19 protein-coding genes and 1 riboswitch are annotated in these 20,495 nt (G+C 32.3%); of the genes, 7 read left to right on the top strand and 12 right to left on the bottom strand.

Annotated features, from left to right (window positions below):
• Positions 1-19: 19 nt before the first annotated feature.
• From R6X41_RS13960 to R6X41_RS13950, 3 genes are all read right to left on the bottom strand, one after another.
• Positions 20-700, bottom strand: a complete 681-nt coding sequence (locus R6X41_RS13960) for an ABC transporter ATP-binding protein (protein WP_318500959.1) — start codon at positions 698-700, stop codon at positions 20-22.
• The gene (locus R6X41_RS13955; RefSeq protein ID WP_318500958.1) at positions 697-1,614 is read right to left on the bottom strand and encodes an ABC transporter permease; all 918 of its coding nucleotides are present in this window, start codon (positions 1,612-1,614) and stop codon (positions 697-699) included. The genes R6X41_RS13960 and R6X41_RS13955 overlap by 4 nt, the downstream gene beginning before the upstream one ends.
• A gap of 99 nt (positions 1,615-1,713) precedes the next feature.
• A complete protein-coding gene (locus tag R6X41_RS13950) occupies positions 1,714-2,535 on the bottom strand; it encodes an alpha/beta hydrolase (protein ID WP_318500957.1) in 822 nt (273 codons plus the stop codon).
• An 884-nt stretch (positions 2,536-3,419) separates the two neighbouring features.
• A riboswitch (cobalamin riboswitch) is annotated at positions 3,420-3,610 on the top strand.
• Between the two features lie 108 nt (positions 3,611-3,718).
• Between R6X41_RS13950 and R6X41_RS13945 the strand changes: the two genes are divergently transcribed.
• The 3 genes from R6X41_RS13945 to R6X41_RS13935 are packed head-to-tail and all read left to right on the top strand — an operon-like array spanning position 3,719 to position 8,031.
• Positions 3,719-5,731 (top strand): TonB-dependent receptor plug domain-containing protein, encoded by a 2,013-nt coding sequence (locus R6X41_RS13945; protein WP_318500956.1) that lies wholly within the window; start codon positions 3,719-3,721, stop codon positions 5,729-5,731.
• Between the two features lie 17 nt (positions 5,732-5,748).
• The gene (locus R6X41_RS13940) at positions 5,749-6,885 is read left to right on the top strand and encodes a YncE family protein (RefSeq protein WP_318500955.1); all 1,137 of its coding nucleotides are present in this window, start codon (positions 5,749-5,751) and stop codon (positions 6,883-6,885) included.
• Positions 6,886-6,903: 18 nt separating this feature from the next.
• Positions 6,904-8,031 (top strand): PKD-like domain-containing protein, encoded by a 1,128-nt coding sequence (locus R6X41_RS13935; RefSeq protein ID WP_318500954.1) that lies wholly within the window; start codon positions 6,904-6,906, stop codon positions 8,029-8,031.
• Positions 8,032-8,124: 93 nt separating this feature from the next.
• Here R6X41_RS13935 and R6X41_RS13930 read toward each other — a convergent pair whose 3' ends face one another.
• Complete coding sequence (locus tag R6X41_RS13930; RefSeq protein ID WP_318500953.1) at positions 8,125-8,502, bottom strand: PH domain-containing protein; 378 nt, start codon at positions 8,500-8,502, stop codon at positions 8,125-8,127.
• Between the two features lie 322 nt (positions 8,503-8,824).
• Between R6X41_RS13930 and R6X41_RS13925 the strand changes: the two genes are divergently transcribed.
• Complete coding sequence (locus tag R6X41_RS13925; RefSeq protein ID WP_318500952.1) at positions 8,825-9,187, top strand: CidA/LrgA family protein; 363 nt, start codon at positions 8,825-8,827, stop codon at positions 9,185-9,187.
• Between the two features lie 9 nt (positions 9,188-9,196).
• Complete coding sequence (locus R6X41_RS13920; RefSeq protein WP_318500951.1) at positions 9,197-9,904, top strand: LrgB family protein; 708 nt, start codon at positions 9,197-9,199, stop codon at positions 9,902-9,904.
• 98 nt (positions 9,905-10,002) lie between these two features.
• Here R6X41_RS13920 and R6X41_RS13915 read toward each other — a convergent pair whose 3' ends face one another.
• The 4 genes from R6X41_RS13915 to R6X41_RS13900 form a co-directional block, all read right to left on the bottom strand.
• The gene (locus R6X41_RS13915) at positions 10,003-10,692 is read right to left on the bottom strand and encodes a DUF4369 domain-containing protein (protein ID WP_318500950.1); all 690 of its coding nucleotides are present in this window, start codon (positions 10,690-10,692) and stop codon (positions 10,003-10,005) included.
• 51 nt (positions 10,693-10,743) lie between these two features.
• Positions 10,744-12,009, bottom strand: a complete 1,266-nt coding sequence (locus R6X41_RS13910; RefSeq protein ID WP_318500949.1) for a DUF819 family protein — start codon at positions 12,007-12,009, stop codon at positions 10,744-10,746.
• 545 nt (positions 12,010-12,554) lie between these two features.
• Entirely contained in the window at positions 12,555-13,151 is a 597-nt protein-coding gene (locus tag R6X41_RS13905; RefSeq protein ID WP_318500948.1) for an alpha-ketoglutarate-dependent dioxygenase AlkB family protein, read from the bottom strand.
• A gap of 2 nt (positions 13,152-13,153) precedes the next feature.
• The gene (locus R6X41_RS13900) at positions 13,154-13,513 is read right to left on the bottom strand and encodes a DoxX family protein (protein WP_318500947.1); all 360 of its coding nucleotides are present in this window, start codon (positions 13,511-13,513) and stop codon (positions 13,154-13,156) included.
• A 44-nt stretch (positions 13,514-13,557) separates the two neighbouring features.
• On the opposite strand from R6X41_RS13900, the gene R6X41_RS13895 reads away from it, so the two are divergent.
• Complete coding sequence (locus R6X41_RS13895) at positions 13,558-14,223, top strand: M15 family metallopeptidase (protein WP_318500946.1); 666 nt, start codon at positions 13,558-13,560, stop codon at positions 14,221-14,223.
• A gap of 8 nt (positions 14,224-14,231) precedes the next feature.
• On the opposite strand, the gene R6X41_RS13890 is transcribed toward R6X41_RS13895, so the two are convergent.
• The 4 genes from R6X41_RS13890 to R6X41_RS13875 all read right to left on the bottom strand — a co-directional run bounded on the left by R6X41_RS13890 (position 14,232) and on the right by R6X41_RS13875 (position 18,706).
• Positions 14,232-15,470, bottom strand: coding sequence for a DEAD/DEAH box helicase (locus tag R6X41_RS13890; RefSeq protein ID WP_318500945.1), 1,239 nt, complete (start codon positions 15,468-15,470; stop codon positions 14,232-14,234).
• Between the two features lie 86 nt (positions 15,471-15,556).
• The gene (locus R6X41_RS13885; RefSeq protein ID WP_318500944.1) at positions 15,557-17,806 is read right to left on the bottom strand and encodes an FUSC family protein; all 2,250 of its coding nucleotides are present in this window, start codon (positions 17,804-17,806) and stop codon (positions 15,557-15,559) included.
• A gap of 55 nt (positions 17,807-17,861) precedes the next feature.
• Positions 17,862-18,257 (bottom strand): hypothetical protein, encoded by a 396-nt coding sequence (locus R6X41_RS13880; protein ID WP_318500943.1) that lies wholly within the window; start codon positions 18,255-18,257, stop codon positions 17,862-17,864.
• Between the two features lie 80 nt (positions 18,258-18,337).
• On the bottom strand, positions 18,338-18,706 hold the full coding sequence (locus R6X41_RS13875; RefSeq protein ID WP_318500942.1) for a 6-phosphogluconate dehydrogenase: 369 nt from the start codon (positions 18,704-18,706) through the stop codon (positions 18,338-18,340).
• 733 nt (positions 18,707-19,439) lie between these two features.
• On the opposite strand from R6X41_RS13875, the gene R6X41_RS13870 reads away from it, so the two are divergent.
• Positions 19,440-20,264 carry an SHOCT domain-containing protein gene (locus R6X41_RS13870; protein WP_318500941.1) on the top strand — a complete coding sequence of 275 codons (825 nt, stop codon included), beginning with the start codon at positions 19,440-19,442 and terminating at the stop codon, positions 20,262-20,264.
• Positions 20,265-20,495: the final 231 nt, after the last annotated feature.

Here is a 20,495-nt window from a genome sequence, read left to right as displayed (position 1 = left end):
ATTTTAATGTCACGGTTTTTTATTTTAATTCGAGTTTGTCTATGCGGTTTCCAATAGTAAATGCTTTCATTTCTGATTCAAGATTATCAAAATCTATTTGCTTTACTTTTTTAATGATTTCACCATCTTTCATTAGGAATATTTCATCACATGTATCTGCTAAAGTCGAAAAGATATGAGATGAAATAATTATCGTTTTATCTAAATTTTTAAGCTTTTTTATAATTTCAGTAATCATTAAATTACTTTGAATATCTACGCCGTTAAAGGGTTCGTCTAGAATAAATACAGCATTGTCTTGTAAAAGTATAGCTGTTAATGCCAATTTCTTTTTCATGCCAGTAGAGTAGGTGGAAGCGTACTGATTTAGCGGTAAATCAAATATATTTCGTTCTTCGATATTTGTCAGTGTAATTTGTCTAGAATTCGCTAAAAGTTGAATATATTCTTTTCCTGTAATTTTTGAGAAAAAAAACGGTTCTGTAAGTAACAGTCCTAGGTGATTTTTTAACGGATTAAGATGTGATGCGATTTTACCTTCGAAGGATTCTAGTCCTGCAAGGCATCGAAACAAGGTGGTTTTTCCTGCGCCATTTTCTCCAACAATACCGTATACATTCCCTTTTTTTATGTCTAAATTAATGTTATTAAGCACTTGGTTTTTTCCATAAGACTTCGATAAATTTTTAATTATAATCATTTTAAAACGGTGTTTAATTTTTTTATGGATTGCGAATAAAAGAGCGGAATTATAACAAATAACATAGGAGGAAACATTATGCTGATAGCTATTAAAATGCCTTGAGATATGTTCATCTCCTTAGGGAAACTTGAATATTTAGCAAAAATCAAGGTGATAAGATAAGCATGACATAAAAGAAAAAACACAAGTAATATAGAGATTTCATGAACAAAACAAATACATAAAGCAATTAGAATAGGCAGGCATAAAATAGTAAAATACGTTAAACAGGTTTTTGTTTTTTCAAATAAAAAATCTTTAGCAGATACGTTGAAGTTCCACACAAAATACTCGTGTTCTATTTTAGAATAGTATGACAAACAAATTAAGGCAATCAGGATCATAGCAAATACGCCCAGATTAAAATTACCAACTGTAATTGATATGTATGTTAAAAAATAAGAGATTGGAAAGATAAAAAAGGTCTTTCTAAATCCAACAACAAACTCAAATGGTTTTTTCCCAAAAGGCGTAGGGATGGTCATATTAATATGCGTATTAAAATTAAAGAGTATAATACTAATTCCCAATAAGTTTAAAAGTATTGCTGTTAAAAATTGGGTTTTATAGATTAAAAATAGTGTGAATGGTAGTGCATAGATAAGGTTTTCTATACTCCTTAGTTTTAAATAGTTGGTTTTGTTATAAATAGATTTTAGAAAATCGTTACGTTTCGGGTCGCTCAGTTTTGAGACGAAACCCAATGCAATTAAGCAATAAATAGGAGTTTCAAATTCAATGATTGAGAATAGATAATTAGAGAACAAAACAAATAGAAGCGGTATAAGTGTATATCCAATTAAAAGCGGCAAACCGAACGCAATCATATTTCTATTAAACATTTTAAATTGAAGTCGGAAATATGCTCTCATTCAGCGTTTTCTTTAGATAGACAACGAATGTAGTAATTATAAGTGGAACAAAACTTTGCAATTAAGCAGCTTTCTGCCATGTCTGATTAGATAGCTTTCTTAATTTTCATCAGTATCTTTTAAAGCCCATATCAAAGCCTTTTCTTTTGTCGCTCGGAAGATGGTATTATGCTGTTCATTTTCTTCTTCAGAATAGGTCCAAGTCAAATTATCTGGAGCATGTTGTACGAGCGTTTTAGCTAAGTTATTTGTGTGAACAGAAATATCTTCGGCAGTAGAACCTGCAAACCAAAGTTTAGTCTGAGCTTCTGGAAAAACATCCAAATAGATTGCAGATTGTTGTTCTAAATAATGGTTGTTCCACCATAATGAGGGATCCATGGCGATATAAAAATTGAATGTTTCCGGAGCTATAAAAAAGGTTTCCATAACAAATAATCCTGCTAGAGATTCTCCAATGATTCCTTTTTGATTAGATACGCGATAATTTTTATTTATCTGAGGCATTAATTCATCTGTAATAAAGGCTCTAAAGTTTTTGGCTCCATCTGTAAGCGGACAATATTCTGCATCGGCTTCTTCTTGAGAAGGACCGGATAAATCTCGACCTCTTTCTGTGTTTTCAATACCAACAAGAATAAAAGGTGGAATGCTACTGCTTTCTATAAGTTTTTCAAGTGTATTTGCAATATGTGGAAAGTCTTCTTTTATACCTCCGTCGGGCATGTATAACACAGGAAAGGTGTCATTTTTAGTGCTGTAATTTGGAGGAGTCCAAACATTAATTACTCGTGTTTCTTCTAGAATTTTAGAATCGATAGTAAAATTGTCATGTTTAGGTATGGGATCGTTAATTGCAGATTTTTTTGCACATCCCATAATAAGGAATCCGAGGAATAGGTAACATAATATGTTTTTCATAATGGGTGTTTTTTGTAACCTCTGTACATGATAAATTTAAATATTCAATTTACGATTTTAAAAATAATTTATTTAGATTAATAAACGGACGAAACTTTGTAGTCGTTCCTGGGGTAAGATATGAAAAGTTGAGATTTGCATTAAATCCTTGATTGACTATTGTGATCTTTTAGTTCTTTATATTAAGATTAAAACTGAAATGATTTTATCGTTTTCAAGGTGCCATAGGATATTTAACAACTTATTTTATTTCGTTTTCAAGTTGTATACCATGAAATTTATATTGACTAAACCTAGTAGAACTAGTCACAATTGGATCTCGGAGATGCATCGTATAAATTGCTGAATAAGAATAGTATTATGAAACATGGCTATTTTAGAAGTACATATTCTTTCTGCAACGAGAAAAATGATTCCAGTGAGTCTGTATTAAAAGGGGAATAGATATCAAAGTTTTCAAAATGACAATTTTTATATTTTTATAAGAATATTTTTTTACCTCAAATGGGAGCTTGGTATAATTTAGTGCTTAAAAGATATTGAATTGATTTGTTCTATCGAGATGTCTGTTAATTCTTATTTAACTCTGAATTCTTACTTTTAGGGTGCAAATGAGGTGTAATAGAATTACAATAATTTCTATATCATTCAAACCTGAAGGAAGATCTTAACTTCAGAATAATTACAAATTAGAAGCAAATTGATATCGTATGATAAATATCATAATTTATCAATTTTTGAGCTTTTACTTTTGTCGTCCTTATTAAAGGAAATATTTCATCTTAAATAAGTGAGATAAAATTAGTTTACAAATAATTTTAATAATATGAGCGTCAAATTTTGATTGTTTGTTCCTTAATTATTTGATTAAATTTGTTTTTTTTAAAGTATAAAGGGAAAATGGTTGTTGTGTTTTTTTTAACGCAAACATTAAAAGGGAATTCGGTGTAAATCCGAGACTGTCCCGCAGCTGTAAGCTCATAACTGAAGCCTAATTTAGTGTCACTTTTCAATAGAAAGGGAAGGCCGGGTGGAAGGAGTAAGTCAGAAGACCTGCCATTTTTTAGTAATTCAAATAGCTTTCGGGGATAAAAGCTGGGATTAGAATCTTATTATTCTTCTCTATAGGAGTAGCCATGTTTTGTCGTGGTTAGTCTACCTCGTTGGCGCTAAATTAAATGAGGTGAGGTTTTTAAAATATTTTTATAATTCTATTTTAATTGGGTGTTTAGCATGTTGCTGTTCGGTGTCGGTATTTGCACAGGAACAGGATACGATTTCTACTACCACAACATTAAAAGAGGTTGTTTTAAAATACAACAATTCACAACATAAAAAACATGTGTCTCCGGCGCCTGTACAGACTCTTGATGGAGCGACACTAACCCGATTAAATAGTTTAAATGTAGCCGATGCGATTCGGTATTTTAGCGGTGTTCAGCTTAAGGATTACGGTGGAATTGGCGGATTAAAAACAGTGAACATTCGTAGTATGGGATCGCAGCATACAGGAGTGTTTTACGATGGTGTACGCTTGGGAAATGCTCAAAATGGTCAAGTCGATTTAGGGAAATATTCCTTAAGTAATATGGAAGAAGTGAGCCTTTACCAAGGACAGCGTACCGATTTAGACCAGTCTGCAAATGGCTATGCTTCTGCAAATAGTATTTATTTAAAATCTAAGCTTCCGGATTTTGAAAATGAGAAAAAATATGCAGCTGATTTAACTTTTAAAACGGGGTCTTTCGGATTGGTTAACCCTTCGTTGTCATTCGATTATAGATTAAGTGATAAACTAGCCGCACGAATAAGTTCGGAATTGGTGTCTGCCGATGGGGAATATGAATTTAGATACACCAACGGAAGTTACGATACGATTGCTGTTCGAAATAATGCCGATATAAAATCGTATCGTTTGGAAGCGGCACTTTATGGGAATCCTTCAGAAAAAAGTAGCTGGCAAATAAAATACTATTTTTTCGATTCCGAACGCGGATTGCCTGGTGCAATTGTAGCGAATCGCTTTGAACGTCCGCAACGCTTATGGGATCAGAATAGTTTTGTTCAAGGGGAATTTAGATATGAAGTGAGCGATTCTTATTTCTTTGTGATTCGTGGAAAATATGAAGATGTCTACACCCGATATGTCGATCCTGAAATTGTGTCTCTAGATGGGATTTTAGACAATAGATACAATCAGAAAAAATATTATACTTCCATAGTAAATACTGTTAAACTAAAGCCTTTTTGGGACGTATCTCTAGCTTCAGATTTTGAGGAAAGCACACTCGATGCCAACCTGTATCGTTTTGCATATCCCAAGCGATTTACCTTGTTGAATGCTTTGGCGAGCAATTTCTTTTTTAAACGTGTAAACCTTCAACTAAGTGTACTAAGTACTACCGTTTATGAAACAGTACAGGCTTATGATTCTGCAGACGATTTTCAGAAGTTTTCACCTTCAGTATTACTTAATGTACAACCTTTTCAAAATTCAGATTTAAGATTACGTGCGTTTTATAAAAATATTTTCAGGATGCCAACTTTTAACGATTTGTATTACACCTTTGTTGGAAACACCTTCTTAAGACCTGAAGATTCCGAACAAATTGACTTTGGGTTTTCGTATCAGCATGCGAATCCGTCGGCATTTTTTGAAGTCCAAGCCGATGTTTATAAAGTATGGATTACCGACAAAATTGTAGCTGTTCCCGGAGCAAATTTATTCCGATGGATGATGCTCAATTTAGGAAAAGTGGAAACGACAGGTGTTGAGGTTGGCTTAAAATCATCCCTAAAATTCACTGCTGATTTGGATGTTACGGGAATGGTTAATTATACGTATCAAAAATCCATAGATGTCACTCCAGGAAGCAATAGTTATGGCGATCAAATTCCGTATATCCCATTAAACAGTGGGAGCGCAACTGTAATGGCGGGTTTCAAAGCCTTTCAGCTTAACTACAGTTTTATCTATACGGGAAGCCGTTACAGTCAAAAAGCAAATATAGAATCTAATTATGTGCAGCCGTGGTACACGCATGATTTATCGGTGAATTATACATTTCCATTTTTTGAAAATCCCATGCAAGTTGGGGTAGAGGTCAACAATGTTTTAAATCAACAATACGATGTGATTAAGAATTTTCCAATGCCGGGACGTTCGTATCGCCTTACACTTAATTATACACTTTAAAATTTATATAAAATCCTATGAAAAAGTTTCTACTCCTTTTTGTAACTGTTTTATCAGTTTACTCCTGTCGAACAGACGACACATTTTCTGTCGATGATGATATTCAACAACCTGAAGAACCCGATGTTGAGTCAGTTTTGAAAGGATTCTATGTTGTTAATGAAGGGAATATGTTTATGAACAAAGCCTCCCTAGATTTTATGGATTTTGAGTCTGGAGAATATAAAAGAGAGCGCTTTAAAGACGCGAATCCAAACGAAGTTGGAGGTTTAGGGGATGTTGCAAATGATATAGGAATCTACGGTTCTAAAATGTATATCGTTGTTAATGCATCAAATAAAGTTGAGGTTTTAGATGTGAAAACAGGTGAAAAATTGAAACAAATTAATGTTGACAATTGTCGCTATATCACCTTTTATGAAGGGAAAGCCTATTTAAGCACCTATTTGGGTGTTATTGGAGATCCGAGTGCTCCACAAGGTCAAGTTAACGAAATTGATACCACAAGTTTAAGTGTGACGCGTAAAGTAGATGTTGGCCGCCAGCCTGAAGAATTAGTTGCTTACAATAATAAGATTTATGTTGCAAATTCTGGAGGCTATAGTCCGCCAGATTATGAAACTACCGTTTCTGTAATTGATATTCCAAGTTTTACAGAAACAAAACGCATTGAAGTTGGTATAAACTTACATCGCTTAAAAATTGATGATGAAGGCGATTTGTATGTGTCTTCTAGAGGGGATTATTTTGAAACGCTTTCAAAGCTTTACGTTGTAGACACAAAGACAGAAACTGTTAAAAAAACATTCGATTTAGCCGTTAGCAATATGACTATTCACAACAATATAGCTTACATCTACAGTACCGAATTTAATTATTTTACTGGAGAAAACACCATTTCCTATAGCAAATTAGATACGAAAACGGAAACCATTTTAGACGGTTCTTTTATCGCAGCAGGTAATGAAGATCTTATTCAAATTCCTTACGGAATCGCTATAAATCCAGATAACGAAGACATTTACATTACAGACGCCAAAGATTATGTTACGCCGGGCGATTTGTATTGTTTCGATTCGGATGGTGAATTTAAATGGAAAGTCGTTACTGGCGATATTCCTGCCAAAATCCAATTTGTATATCAACCTCAATAAATATAAATAAAGAAGAACATGAAAAAATTAAATTTTTTAACAACAAACAAATTCGCCCTTTTAGTAGGATGTAGTGCTTTATTCTTAGCATGCTCAAACGATGAAGATCCACTTTTAGCTCCTGAAGTTGAATTGTCTGTAGAAGAACAAGCCGTATCAATGTCTATGGGATCGACTATTACTTTTGAAGCTACACCTTTAAATAATACAGAGTATACAAACGAATGGTTTATTGGAGATAGTTTAGTGTCTGCAGAAACCTCTTATAATTTTACTCCTGAAACTTCAGGCGACTATGCATTATCGTATCGTGCATATAATATAAGTGGAGAATTTACTTTCGATTACGCGATAACTGTAGATGCTTTTATTCGTCCTACAACAGCCAGTAGTATAGCTTATGTTACAGATTTATTTGAATATTTACCTGCTCCGGGACAATTCATAAATAAAAATCCAGGGAATTTAGAAAGTGCAGAAGGTGTTTTAAATGGAGCAACTGGACTTGTAACTCTAGGTGCTTGGGGAGGTTCAATTACTTTAGGATTCGACCATACAGTTATAAATACTACAGACGAAAATGATTTTATAGTGTATGGAAATGCAATGTCTAGTTTTGCTGAACCTGGAGTTATTTGGGTAATGCAAGATGAAAATGCTAACGGAATCGCTGATGATACTTGGTATGAAATTAAAGGAAGTGGTCACGATTTAGAAGGAACAATTCGTAACTACAGTATGACTTATTTTAAACCAGCTTCAGACGATGACGATGTGGCTTGGGAAGATAGCGAGGGCGCTACAGGAGTTGTGGCTAAAAATGCATTTCATAAGCAAGCGTATTATCCAGAATGGATTACCGAAGATTCTTATACCATACAAGGGACGCTTTTAACAAGTGAAAATGTGAATATGACTAATCCTACATTTATAACAAGTGCGGCATTTGAATACGGTTATGCAGATAATACTGCCGGTGGAGATCGTATCGATATTGCTGATGCTATTAATGCAGCAGGAGAATCAGTTTTATTATCAGGAATAGATTTTATTAAAATCCAAACAGGTATCCAAGCTAATATGGGTTGGTTAGGTGAATTATCTACAGAGGTAAAAGGTGTTGCCGATTTAAGTTTAATCGACTAGTTCTTTTAAGTTTAAACTATAAATTAAAAACGCTTCAAAATTTATTTTTGAAGCGTTTTTTCTTAGGTATTACTTTAGATTGCTATAGGGAAATCACATGACTTTCTGGGCCAAATACTTCTGAACTTCGTAGACATTTATACTCTTATTAAACTTTTTGCTTACGGAAGGTAAGTTCTCACTCGATATCCAAATTTTTAATTCAGCATCTAAATCGAATGTCCCTGCCGTTTCTAAAGAAAATCTAGAAATACTCTTATAAGGCATCGACCTATATTCTTGCTTACTTCCTGTAAGTCCTTGTATATCAATTAAAATTAAACGCTTATTTGTGAACATAAAAGTGTCTCTTAAGAGTTTAAATCCTAATTCTACAGATTCTCCATCAATTAGTAATCGTTTGTATTTTTCATTTAGTTGTTCAGGAGACACTTCAGAAGCATTTCCTAATATTTTATTGAATATTCCCATGTGTAATTAGTTTAAAATTTTAATGAGTCGTATAATGACAACTTTATATCTTACAAAGATATTTTGAATACGATGACATCATAGCGTTTTTACAATTTTTAATAACTTATATCCTTTTTTAGTAATTTTCATGCCATATATAATGGATATTCTGAATCATTTTAGTCGTGTTTGCTTTATTGTATAAAATCTCTTAAAATGGTTAAAACAAATGGGTTTCTGTCCATTTTTAGTCAGTTAATGGTTATTTTTGTGGTTAGAATAATTAATATGTGTGCGACTAATTAATTGAATTTAGTAGTACTTATAAAGACTACATTATATGCGGCAAGTAGTAATAATTTTAGGGTGTTTACTTTTTGGTGAGATTGTGGTTTATCTTACAGGAATTAAAATGCCATCGAGTATAATAGGAATGTTGCTTTTAACGCTGTCTTTAGAATTAGGTTGGATAAAATTAGAGTGGGTTAGGGGACTTAGTACTTTTTTAACTAAGAATATGGCATTCTTTTTTGTGCCTCCAGGAGTTGCCATTATGTTATATCTTGATTTAATTAAAGCCTCTTTTTGGCCTATAATTGTAGCCTCTACTTTGGGAACCATTATCGTTTTTGCATGTACAGGTTGGACACACCAACTGTTTATGAGACATAAAAACACCTTCAAAAAAAATAAAAACTCTTAAGCTAAGTTTATGAATGCTATTTTAAACTCAGAAATTTTTATTCTTACCTTAACGTTTGTCGCTTTTTTTATTGCACAGAATATTCAGAAGAAGACAAAAATGTTATTTCTTAATCCGGTATTAATTGCTATCATTTTTATCATCGGATTTTTAACTCTTTTTAAAATTGATTTTGAAGCCTACCATAAAGGAAGTAGGATGATTGAGTTTTTGTTAAAACCAGCAATTGTGGCTTTAGGTGTGCCTTTATATCAACAATTAGGAAAGATTAAGAAACAAGCTATTCCTATTATTGTATCGCAATTAGTAGGCTGTATTGCAGGCGTTGTTTCTGTAGTTTTAATTGCTAAAGCAATGGGAGCACCTAAAGAAATAATATTTTCGTTAGCTCCAAAATCGGTTACAACACCTATCGCTATAGAGGTATCTAAAACTTTAGGAGGAATTCCTCCTTTAACAGCTTCGGTTGTTATATTGTTCGGAATATTAGGATCTATTTTTGGATATGAAATCATGAAAATTTCACGTATAAAAAGCACCATTTCTCAAGGGATTTCAATGGGAACGGCCGCTCACGTTTTAGGAGCTTCAAAATCCATGGAAATTAGTGGTAATTTTGGAGCGTTATCTAGTATCGGGCTTATTGTAAACGGTATTTTTACGGCCTTTTTAGCGCCTTATATTATTGCGTTCTTAGGAATATGGATTGAGTTTTAGTACAAGAACAACTATTCTATAAAAGTCAAATTTCAACACAATAAAGGCTTCACGAAAATTAAACGTGAAGCCTTTGTCTTTTGTATTTAAGAAGGATATTACTTCTTAATATCTTCAAGATAACTCTGTAATTGCTTACCATATTTAGAAGATTTAATTTCTGGTGTAAGCGAGCTATTAATAGTATCTAACCACTTAACGTTAGCATCGTATATTTCAGATAATGCTAAATATGGTGCTATTTCTGCACCACTGTGATTTATGGCGTAATTTACAGTATATAAATATTTACGTTTAATTAAATTCATGTCATAATTAATAATACTGTCAATCTTAACCGAATCTTGTGCTCTTGTAGCTTCAAACTTAGCTTTAATTAAATCCAAACGCGCATTACTTATTTTTGAATTTATTAAATTGTATTCGTCTAAAAATACTTGATTTTTCGATCCCGTAATTTTAGCATCAATTACGAAATTTTTAAGTGTAGTATTAATATTAATGATTCCTGGTTCAGCAAAAAACGGAATACGTTCGTAAGAATTGTCATGTTTATTTAATACTAAATAAAATATTTCAGGCGAATCTACTTGTCCGTGTAATTCAAAAGCTTCATCACCATTAATCGTTAAAGAATCTATAGAAACTAAAAGAGAATCTTCAATTTTTTGAAGATAAATAGTTCCTTTTTTTAAGCCTTTAACATGAGCATTCACAGTTAAATTTCCTTGATCTTTTCCGCAGGATGCTACGATTAGTAAAAGGAATAAAATAGATAGATTTTTCATTTGTATTATTGAATTTTGGAGGGCAAATATGCCATATTTATTTATTATAAACTAACTGGTTGCAATGATTTTCATTAACTCGGTACAAAGAATTGCACCATATGTTCCTACAACATAACCAAACACAGCTAGAAGTGCTCCAACAGTTGCTAACGACGGATGAAATGCAGCGGCAACTACAGGTGCAGAAGCGGCTCCGCCAACATTGGCTTGACTACCTACTGCTAGGAAAAAATATGGAGCTCTTATTAATTTTGCAACTACAATAAGCAGCACGGCGTGGATAGTCATCCATACTATACCGATTAGGATTAAGCCTGGGTTTTCGAATAATTTGGTTAAATCCATTTTCATTCCAATGGTTGCTACTAATATGTAAATAAAAATGCTTCCGATTTTACTAGCCCCTGCACCTTCGTAGTTTTTAGCCTTTGTAAATGATAATAAAATTCCGATAAGGGTTGCTATGGTAATTAACCAGAAGAAACTGTTTCCAAATGAGGATAACGGACTTTTAGAATCGCTTACTGCTGTGAAATTTGTAGATAGAAAAGATGAGATTACTTCCGAACCAAAATGAGCAAATCCAACAGCTACAAAGGCAAATGTTAGAATCATCATATAATCGGTTAATGTAGGAATTTTTGTAGTTTTATCACTAAAACTTTGAACACGTGCTTGTAATTCATCAATTGCCGTATTATCTGCCTTTAACCAATTGTCTATTTTTTTGCGTTTACCAATCCCTAATAGAATTAATGCCATCCAAATATTAGCGACTACAATATCTACTAAAACCATTCCGCCATATAACTCCTGATTGTATTCATAAATTTCTAACATGGCAGCTTGGTTAGGTCCACCACCAATCCAACTTCCTGCAAGCGTAGAAAGTCCACGCCATACCGCATCGAAACCAGCTCCTCCAACAGTTTCTGGAGAAAAAGTTGAAATTAGTAAAATAGCTAATGGTCCTCCAATAATAATTCCTATTGTGCCAGTAAAAAACATAATTAGAGCTTTCCAACCTAAATTAAAAATAGCTTTTAAATCGATGCTAATAGTCATTAATACCAATGCAGCTGGTAATAAATAGCGACTTGCAATAAAATAAGTTTGAGATGTATCTGCCGAAATAATACCTAAAGAATTAAAAATCGCAGGGATTAAATAGCACATTAATAATCCTGGAATGTATTTGTAAAATGTTGTCCAGAATTTTGTTTTTTTAGACTCTGTATAAAATACGAAACCTAGAGAAAGCATAAGTATGCCAAATACTATGGCATCGTTAGTGAAGAGTGGCGTGTTTTCCATAAAATTTTGTTAAAGTCGCAAAATAGCAATTTAAGACCTCAAAAAAAAGGAGTTTGTTTTAAACTTTGGCACGATGATTGCATTTTATATATTAATTATTATGATGACAATTATTAGAGTGTGGTTACTTTAATATTAGAGTAGTAATTTTTCATATTGGTTGGTTAGTTAGTGAAAAAGCATCCCCAGAGGATGCTTTTTTTGTGCCTTATTTTTAGTGAATGAACTCTATAATTCATTAAAAAGAGTATCATGATCAAGTTTATTTCAGATTCTATTTTATTAAACACAAGTGTTATTCATGCCTTTTATGATGTTTTTTGTCGATTTTTGTTAAAATTTTGTGTATTTCATCGAAACAAATAGTCGTTTATCAGTTTAATTCATTCTTAATTTTATATTTGACTTGTACTAAATTTTTTTTAGTGAATGGATTAATTAATTAATGTTTGCATTATGTTGTTGATACTGGATTCCCAAATCTAACTACATTATAAAATGCAAATGACAAGAAACCGAGGTTGAGGGACCTCGGTTCTTTTTGTTTAATAGACTGTCCTAAACGTAAGATTAATACGTTTTCCAATCTGCTTTTTTGTTTTTGGAAGCTGATGAAGCCAGTATTGCTGAGTTTCCCCTTTCATAAGTAAAAGACTTCCGTGATTTAAAATTAGCTTCTGTTTTAAATCCGTTTCATGTTTGTGTTTTAGATGAAAAATACGCTCGGCACCAAAAGACACCGAAGCAATTATGGGATTAAGACCAAGCTCTTTTTCGTTATCTGCATGCCATCCATTACTATCTTGTCCGTCTCGATATAAATTACATAAACAAGTCGTGAATTTGTGCTTAGTTTCTGTTTCAACTTTAGTCTTAATACCTGCAAGTGTTTTTGTAAAACTGTGCGGATTCATACTGATGCCAGAATAGGAATAAGATTTGTTGTTATTGGCATATAGAGCGGTAAGTCTCGGTTGCTGAAATGTCTTTCCGAACAATGTAATATCATCCTGTTGCCAATTAATAGACTTTAAAAGTGAGTTATAATACTGGTCAGCTTCAAAAGGACTAAAGAATGAAGGAAAATAGATGACTTCTGCATCCTTCATTTTTAAAATTATAGAATCATCTTCAAACAGCATCACTAAATATTTAAATACATATACGCCCAATACATTAAAACAAACTGCAGCGGAATTCGTGAAATTAAAATCCATTTCGGAATGCCTGCTCCAGTCTTTTCATTCTTCAGCATATAAAAATGCACCAGTAAAAAGACAAGTAACATGGCTATAATGCCATAAATAGCAACTGTTTTTAATACAGGAATACATATGGAAATACCAAGAGCAATCTCAAAAAAGCCACTTAATGCTACTAGTAGCTTATGATTTGGTAAGTAATTTGGCATGATTCTTAAATACGTTTTTGGATTTACAAAGTGTAAAATTCCAGCAACAACATATAAAAAGGACATGAGATATAAATGCCAAGGATACAACATAGGAGAAAATTATTTTATCTAAATTAGCCTTTAATGTTGATGTCATGAAATTTAAAGTTGCCTTTTTCTGTTTTCTTATAAGTTACTATGCTTTTTCGCAGTTGCCTAAAGGATTTGTGTATGTAAAAGATATTGCTCCAACCATACAATTGGAAATGCGCTATTGTACGGATTATAATTTTGTAGGAGAACCTATTTACGGCTATTATAATGCAGTTGGTATTGTAACAGCAGAAACAGCAGAAGCTTTAAAGGCTGTACAAATGGAATTAGAATCTCAAAATCTGTCTCTTAAAATATATGATGCTTACCGTCCGCAAGAAGCCGTTAATCATTTTATAGACTGGGCAAAGAATGTAAATGATACGCTGATGAAACCCAATTTTTATCCAGATGTAGACAAACATTATTTGTTTAGAGATGGTTACATTGCATCTAAATCCAGACACAGTAGCGGTAGTACTGTCGATTTAACGATTGTACATAATGATACGGGTGAAAGTTTAGATATGGGTTCGCCTTTCGATTTTTTTGGAGAACCGTCTTGGGTTGCATTTACAGATTTATCTAAACAGCAAAAGCAAAATAGAATGTTGTTACAACAGGTGATGCAAAAACACAGATTTATTAGTTACAGCAAAGAATGGTGGCATTTTACATTAAGAAATGAGCCATTTAAAAATCAGTATTTTAATTTTCCTGTAGAGTAAGCGATGGTTTAATACCAGCGCTTCTTTTTCTTTTTAGAGGCTTCAGATTTTCTATTCTTTTTATGCTTACTTCCACCTTGTTTTTTATGTACTTCAGGCTTTGCTTTAGGGTCTAAAAGATATGGATGATCTTCTTCTATTGCGATTTCTTTCTGAATTAATTTCTGAATGGTTTTTATGTATGGCTTTTCGTCTGCAGAACAAAACGAATAAGACATTCCTGTCTTTCCTGCACGACCAGTACGTCCAATTCGGTGTACATAGGTTTCTGGAATATTAGGAATATCAAAATTAATAACAACATCTAAATTGTCGATATCAATTCCACGAGCTGCAACATCAGTGGCAATTAGAATATTTGAATCACCATTTTTAAAATTACTTAAAGCTGTTAGTCTGTCATTTTGAGTTTTATCGCCATGAAAACTTTCTACCTTATAGCCGTTTTTAATTAAAGTTTGTTCTAATTTTTCGACACCAAATTTTGTGCGTCTAAAAATTAGCATATTACCTTGAATTGTATTTCTTAATAAATGTAAACACAATTCGATTTTTTTAGGTTTAGGAACATAAAAAAGCAATTGAGATACACTTTTAGCAGCCGAAGATGTTGGAGAAACTTCAACACGTTCTGGATCTTTTAATATCGTTTTTGCGAGTTGTTCAACTTTAAAAGGCATGGTTGCCGAAAACAACAAAATTTGCTTTTCTTTAGAGCAAAGACGTTCAATCTTTTTAACATCGTCTATAAAGCCCATGTCCAACATTAAGTCGGCTTCATCGAGGACTAAAGTTTCAATAAAATCTAAATTAACAACATCTTGTTTATGTAAATCAAGTAAACGACCAGGCGTTGCAATTAAAATATCTACACCCTTTTTTAAAACCTCAATTTGTGGCTCTATAGAAGTACCACCAAAAACTACGGCGCTTTTTAAGTTGGTGTATTTACTATAATTATTGAAGTTTTCTTCAATTTGGATTGCTAGTTCTCGGGTCGGACTTATAATTAAAGCTTTAATCTTTTTTCCGCGTTTTGGAGCATCCTGATTATCGAACAATAATTGAAGAATTGGCAATGCAAATGCGGCTGTTTTTCCTGTTCCAGTTTGTGCAGAAGCAATAACATCTTTCCGTTGTAAAACGAAAGGAATTGTCTTTTCTTGAACCAAAGTAGGTTCGTTATATCCAGATTCTGCTATGGCACGTAAAAGCGGTCTGTTAAGTTGTAAGTCTTTAAACGACATGATTTAAATAAATAAGATTGCTGCAAAGATAGTGTAAAAGCCACGAGAAACAGTGACTTTGTGTTTTTACTCTAATCGCTTAAATTTTAATTAAAGATGTGGACGTATTTTTCAGTCGATTTTTTAAGGTTTTCCGAAAGCCCTTTTAGCCAAAGCAGTTGGTTATAAATTAAATGCGCTTCTTGTAAATCGTTAAGTAAAGTTTTATCGATAACAGTTTTGCCTTTTTCAATTTCTTTATTACGCTTTTTTGAAAGCTTTTGGAAATTGAGTAGTAGCTTGTCCTCGGCTCCAGAAATGTCTAATTCCTTATTTAAAGGTTTTAGTTCTTCTTTATGTAATAAGGAGTAAGTATGATCTAAATTGTTTTTAATATGAATAATAAAAATATCAAACTGCTCTGAAGCATCTCTAGTTTTATGATGCTGTATAAAACTACCTAAAGATGCAATTGCTGCCAAAAAGGTGTGATTTAATGTCACAATGTTATAAATTAAATCTAACTCAATTTGTTTCGATTTAGGATCTTGAGTCATACGCTGAAACGCAGCATTTAAATTTCCAACCGATAAAAAAGCTTCCTTTCTAGAGACTTTGTAATTTATATTATTGGCATTTTTATTATGATATAGGTTTTGTGTGGCTAACAAGTAAATGGTACTGTTTTTAATTACAGATTCTATAACATCGTCTAAGTTCTTATATTCCCAATTTGGCCATAAAAAGTAGGTGGCACAAAGTGATATTAATGCGCCTATAAAAGTGTCAATAACTCTAAATTTAATTACAGACATCGCATTAGGATCTAACAAGGCATACACGAATATGATGTATGTTGTAATAAATGCTGCGCCAACTCTGTAGTTTTGCTGAATTAAAGAAAATGCAAATGTTAGCGATACTGCTGCTAGAACAGCATAAATAATAGTATTTGTGGTTAACATAATAACCGCAATAGCGAAAATAGCGCCAATTAAAGTTCCTAAAATTCTGTTTTTAGTACGCTCTTTTGTTAATCCGTAATTAGGACGCATAATCACGATTACAGTTAAAATAATCCAATACGCATTTCTGATTTCAAAAAATTCACCGAATGAAAAAGCTACTAAAATTGAAATAGTTAAACGTAAAGTATGTCTAAAAATAGGTGATTTTAAACTGATGTTTTCGAAAAATATGGATGTAGAATATTCTTGATGTGTTATAAATTGAACTGCTTCTTTATCTTCTAATTTTAAACTTGAAGCACTTTTTACATTAGCCATAACTCGTCTTATAGAACGAATTTCGTATAACAGTTTTTCTTGGTAATCGTATAGATTATGAAGCATCATCGCACCTTCTCGTGCTTTAGGAAGTTGTACATCGTCTACATAATGTTTAATCCCTTTTGATGCTTTACTTAGTGCTTTTAGAAGTTTATTTTTAGTTGGAATTTTATTACCCTTTATTACCGATTCCGATAACATTATAAGGTGATCTCCCATTACGAAATTTAAATTCTTGAAGGGTTTTAAATGCTGTTTTCTTTCGCTAAAATGAGTGTCAATTTTTGTGTAATCTAAGTTGTTCGCTAAAGCCAATTCAAAAATGTCGACTAACGAAATAAAAATAAGTAAACGCTTTTCATCAAAATGCGACCGTCCCGAACGCTTACGTTCAGTTAAAAGCATTTCTCTTAAGGTTTCATGCTTTTCACTAATTTGTGTCTGAAGCAAAAATAATTCTTTTTGAAGTTTCGTTCTGTTCGTTTTTTTAGTGATAAGCTTTGCTCGAATTTTAAGGTATTTCCCAGTTAAAAGTAAGGTTTCAGAAATGACTTGATCCTCGTCTTTTTTTGGAATAACCCTATTTACTAGTAGTGTATATAGTAAATACCAAAGCCCTCCACAGGCTATTAAAGCGCTATGAATTATAATTTGTAAAGGTGTTTCATGATGTACACCTAATGCGATAACCATTGCAAGAAGTCCCGAGAAGGCAATTAAAGAACCTCTAAAGCCGTAAGCAGAAATTAATGAAATAAAGAATGTTAAAACAGTAATAAGGACTACTAAAATAAATAGATATGGTTTAGCAAAAAGAATGATGCAAGTTGTTACTGTTGTAATAATAATACTGAGTAATGTTCCATTTATTTTTCGTCTTAAACTTCCAGGAATATCACTAGGGGCATTTACAAATATACCAATAGCAATAGATGGTGCGTACGAAAACAAACCTATAAAGTGAAAAAGGAATAAAGGGATTAAAATGGAGGTGGTTAGTATAAGGCCTCGGTAAAAATGAGATCCTTTAAAGAATAATTCTATAGATTTTAAATTGTCTTTTATCATGGGTGAAATTCATGAGTAAAGATAACCTAAAAGTCTTAATCCGAATAAATATTAATTAATGTTTTACGTATTCAATTTTTCGGAAACGAAGCGCATTCCAATCAGAATTAAGTTCAATTTGGCGAATAGGTTGCAGGCTGTAATCCATAATTTCATCCCAAGCTTCATCCTTATATAATTCTAAAATATAAGCTTTAGATGTTTTATTAGGGTAAGCTATCCAAAGCACAGTATCGTCTGTAAGTTTAGGGAAAAGAGTTAACATTTGGTCTATTAGCTCTTTTTTTGAAGTGATAAATAATAGGGCACAAGAGACACTAGAGGTCTTTATTAGTGAACCTAAAACATTACAATCTAAGTGTCCGACGAGTGAAGAAAATTCTTCTGGTTCGTTTAACACCAAGATTTCGTTGTATTTATCGAGTTTTAATTTCTGACAAAGTGTTTTCATAACTTTTAAACTACTGATTGTTTTAAAGTTAATAAAAATATAAATGATAGCCTAAAGAATTTTAGTTCAGTTTAAACCAATTAACGGTTGTTTATATGCGGTGAGTTTTCAGCCGTAACCTTAGTTACAAAATACTTGCTATCTCCCCAAATAAAGAAAGTTTTATAACGTTCTTTGTATTGAAGTTTAACGTATTTACCTTGTAATTCGTTTAATTGTTCAATCACTTCTTGATCGTCGTCCAGGATAGAGAATGAAAAAATTTGAGCGCCACTAATACCTTGGCTAATTTCGCCTTCCCACGTTTTAAAAACCACCCCTTTCTTACTTACTTTTATAAGTTCGCCTGCGCGAGTACCTGTACTATAAGGTACATAATAAATAAAAGCCATGTATGCTCCAACCAAAATACCAAGGCCTAATAAGACAAGAATAATTGTTTTTTTCATTTCAAGAAATTAATTAATAAAAATCAAATTTAAGATAAATTTTATTCGAAATAGAGTCTGACTCTTATTTAATGTGTAGTATTTTGATAATAAGTGTTTTATATTTGGTTAATCTCTATTTGTGAATAGCCTATCGAATATTTTTTCTCTGAAATATGATCTAATCAGTTAAAGGAGATATGTCTTAAAAAGTAGAATAAAGATAGGCATAAATTCCTATTTAGAGTTTTTATTCAAAAAGATTTACCGCTGCTGATTTTATGGAATTACTTGTGATGAGAGAGGTGCTTTTTCTACATAAGTTGAATTTTGTTTTTTGTGTTGGCTTATCGAAAATTTAGATAAAAGTTCGTAAGCCTATATTTTTTGGCTTGGTTTATCCAGAGCGAAGCCGAAGGATCTTTTTATCAATGAAAAAAATGAATATGTAATATTATTTAGAACACGACTGATATTAAACCTAACTTTTTTATGGATACATTGTTACATTTTAGATGGTTAATTTATGATACACACACCCAATATAAAATCCGTTAGAATTCTCTAATGTGATCATTTCAATAAAAAAATGTAAATTTTTCGATAAATATTATTTAATCAGGGGTTTATGAGGAATTATTTCACCTTTTTTTTTAAAACTTCTATATAAAAATTGACTATTGATATGAGTAAGCACTACATTTGCACAAAATTGTTAGAAAAATATTTTTAACTAAAAAGAAAAGACACAATTATGAACGCAATATTCACAGATGCTAGTTTTCAGAATATGATAAATGTAGGAAATCGTTACGGAATAAGCAATAATGCCGTAAGCGATTTAACGCATGCCCTTATGTTAAGTAATGGAACAATGGCACAATTTAACATCCCCGAATTAGGTGGTGGAGGTCAGTGGATGCAAGGAGGAATGACAATGGTAGGCGATATGTTTAACAATAACCTTAAAGCTACTGTAGATGGACTTTGTGTCGAATTATCAAATTTAATTAATCAAGGAGCTATTCAGTTCAAGCCTTTACCTAAAATACAGAATCAAAATGGTTTTCAATCAAATTCCGGAAACTGGTGGGGAGATTTAGGTTCGCCTAATTCTACAGGAAGTCAGAATGGAATGAGCTATGCTATATTTTCTAATATTCACCGTTTAGCCATTCAGCAGAATGGAAATGTTACGGTTTTTGATACTCTAGACAATAACATTGGTGGTGTTGGTCAACAACAAGGTGGTAACTATTCTGTTACATTTACGAGCCAATATGGTACGGTTAATTTAGATTCTTTACCTATCGTTTCAGGTCAAGGTAATTCACAAAATAAGCCACAAGAGACAACTAACAATAACAATAATAATAATAATAATGTTCAACCTGAACCACAACAGGCGCCACAACCAATGGCTGTAGAACAACCTGTTCAGGAGTTTAAAAATAATTCTAATGGTTTAGAAGAGGATATTTTTTCAAAAATTGAAAAGCTAGCAGCTTTAAAAGATAAAGGTATACTTAGTGCAAATGAGTACGAAAATAAAAAGGCAGATTTATTAAGCCGTTTATAAAAACAAAATATTTTAAGTATAAAGCCTAATTTATTGATTACAATTGTAGTCTATTAATTAGGCTTTTTTTTGTTTCTTCTCTTATCTATAGGTCTTAATAAATATGGTTTTTAAGCCAGATTAATGTGTGTTTAGTGTTTTTTAATCATCTAAATGTTTTTTCGGGTTATTCAATTTTGTGTTTATTGATTCTGTTTTGCGGAGATTTAAAAGTTAAGTGAATGTTTTAGT

The sequence above is a fragment of the Formosa sejongensis genome, from assembly GCF_033447105.1.
Taxonomy (GTDB): Bacteria; Bacteroidota; Bacteroidia; order Flavobacteriales; family Flavobacteriaceae; genus Formosa.
This window is presented reverse-complemented; position numbering and strand designations above follow the sequence as displayed.

Coding starts and splice junctions, on each gene's coding strand:
- R6X41_RS13960 (WP_318500959.1), bottom strand. CDS start 700: ATGATTATAATTAAAAATTTATCGAAGTCTTATGGAAAAAACCAAGTG.
- R6X41_RS13955 (WP_318500958.1), bottom strand. CDS start 1,614: ATGAGAGCATATTTCCGACTTCAATTTAAAATGTTTAATAGAAATATG.
- R6X41_RS13950 (WP_318500957.1), bottom strand. CDS start 2,535: ATGAAAAACATATTATGTTACCTATTCCTCGGATTCCTTATTATGGGA.
- R6X41_RS13940 (WP_318500955.1), top strand. CDS start 5,749: ATGAAAAAGTTTCTACTCCTTTTTGTAACTGTTTTATCAGTTTACTCC.
- R6X41_RS13935 (WP_318500954.1), top strand. CDS start 6,904: ATGAAAAAATTAAATTTTTTAACAACAAACAAATTCGCCCTTTTAGTA.
- R6X41_RS13930 (WP_318500953.1), bottom strand. CDS start 8,502: ATGGGAATATTCAATAAAATATTAGGAAATGCTTCTGAAGTGTCTCCT.
- R6X41_RS13925 (WP_318500952.1), top strand. CDS start 8,825: ATGCGGCAAGTAGTAATAATTTTAGGGTGTTTACTTTTTGGTGAGATT.
- R6X41_RS13920 (WP_318500951.1), top strand. CDS start 9,197: ATGAATGCTATTTTAAACTCAGAAATTTTTATTCTTACCTTAACGTTT.
- R6X41_RS13915 (WP_318500950.1), bottom strand. CDS start 10,692: ATGAAAAATCTATCTATTTTATTCCTTTTACTAATCGTAGCATCCTGC.
- R6X41_RS13910 (WP_318500949.1), bottom strand. CDS start 12,009: ATGGAAAACACGCCACTCTTCACTAACGATGCCATAGTATTTGGCATA.
- R6X41_RS13905 (WP_318500948.1), bottom strand. CDS start 13,151: ATGCTGTTTGAAGATGATTCTATAATTTTAAAAATGAAGGATGCAGAA.
- R6X41_RS13900 (WP_318500947.1), bottom strand. CDS start 13,513: ATGTTGTATCCTTGGCATTTATATCTCATGTCCTTTTTATATGTTGTT.
- R6X41_RS13895 (WP_318500946.1), top strand. CDS start 13,558: ATGAAATTTAAAGTTGCCTTTTTCTGTTTTCTTATAAGTTACTATGCT.
- R6X41_RS13890 (WP_318500945.1), bottom strand. CDS start 15,470: ATGTCGTTTAAAGACTTACAACTTAACAGACCGCTTTTACGTGCCATA.
- R6X41_RS13885 (WP_318500944.1), bottom strand. CDS start 17,806: ATGATAAAAGACAATTTAAAATCTATAGAATTATTCTTTAAAGGATCT.
- R6X41_RS13880 (WP_318500943.1), bottom strand. CDS start 18,257: ATGAAAACACTTTGTCAGAAATTAAAACTCGATAAATACAACGAAATC.
- R6X41_RS13875 (WP_318500942.1), bottom strand. CDS start 18,706: ATGAAAAAAACAATTATTCTTGTCTTATTAGGCCTTGGTATTTTGGTT.
- R6X41_RS13870 (WP_318500941.1), top strand. CDS start 19,440: ATGAACGCAATATTCACAGATGCTAGTTTTCAGAATATGATAAATGTA.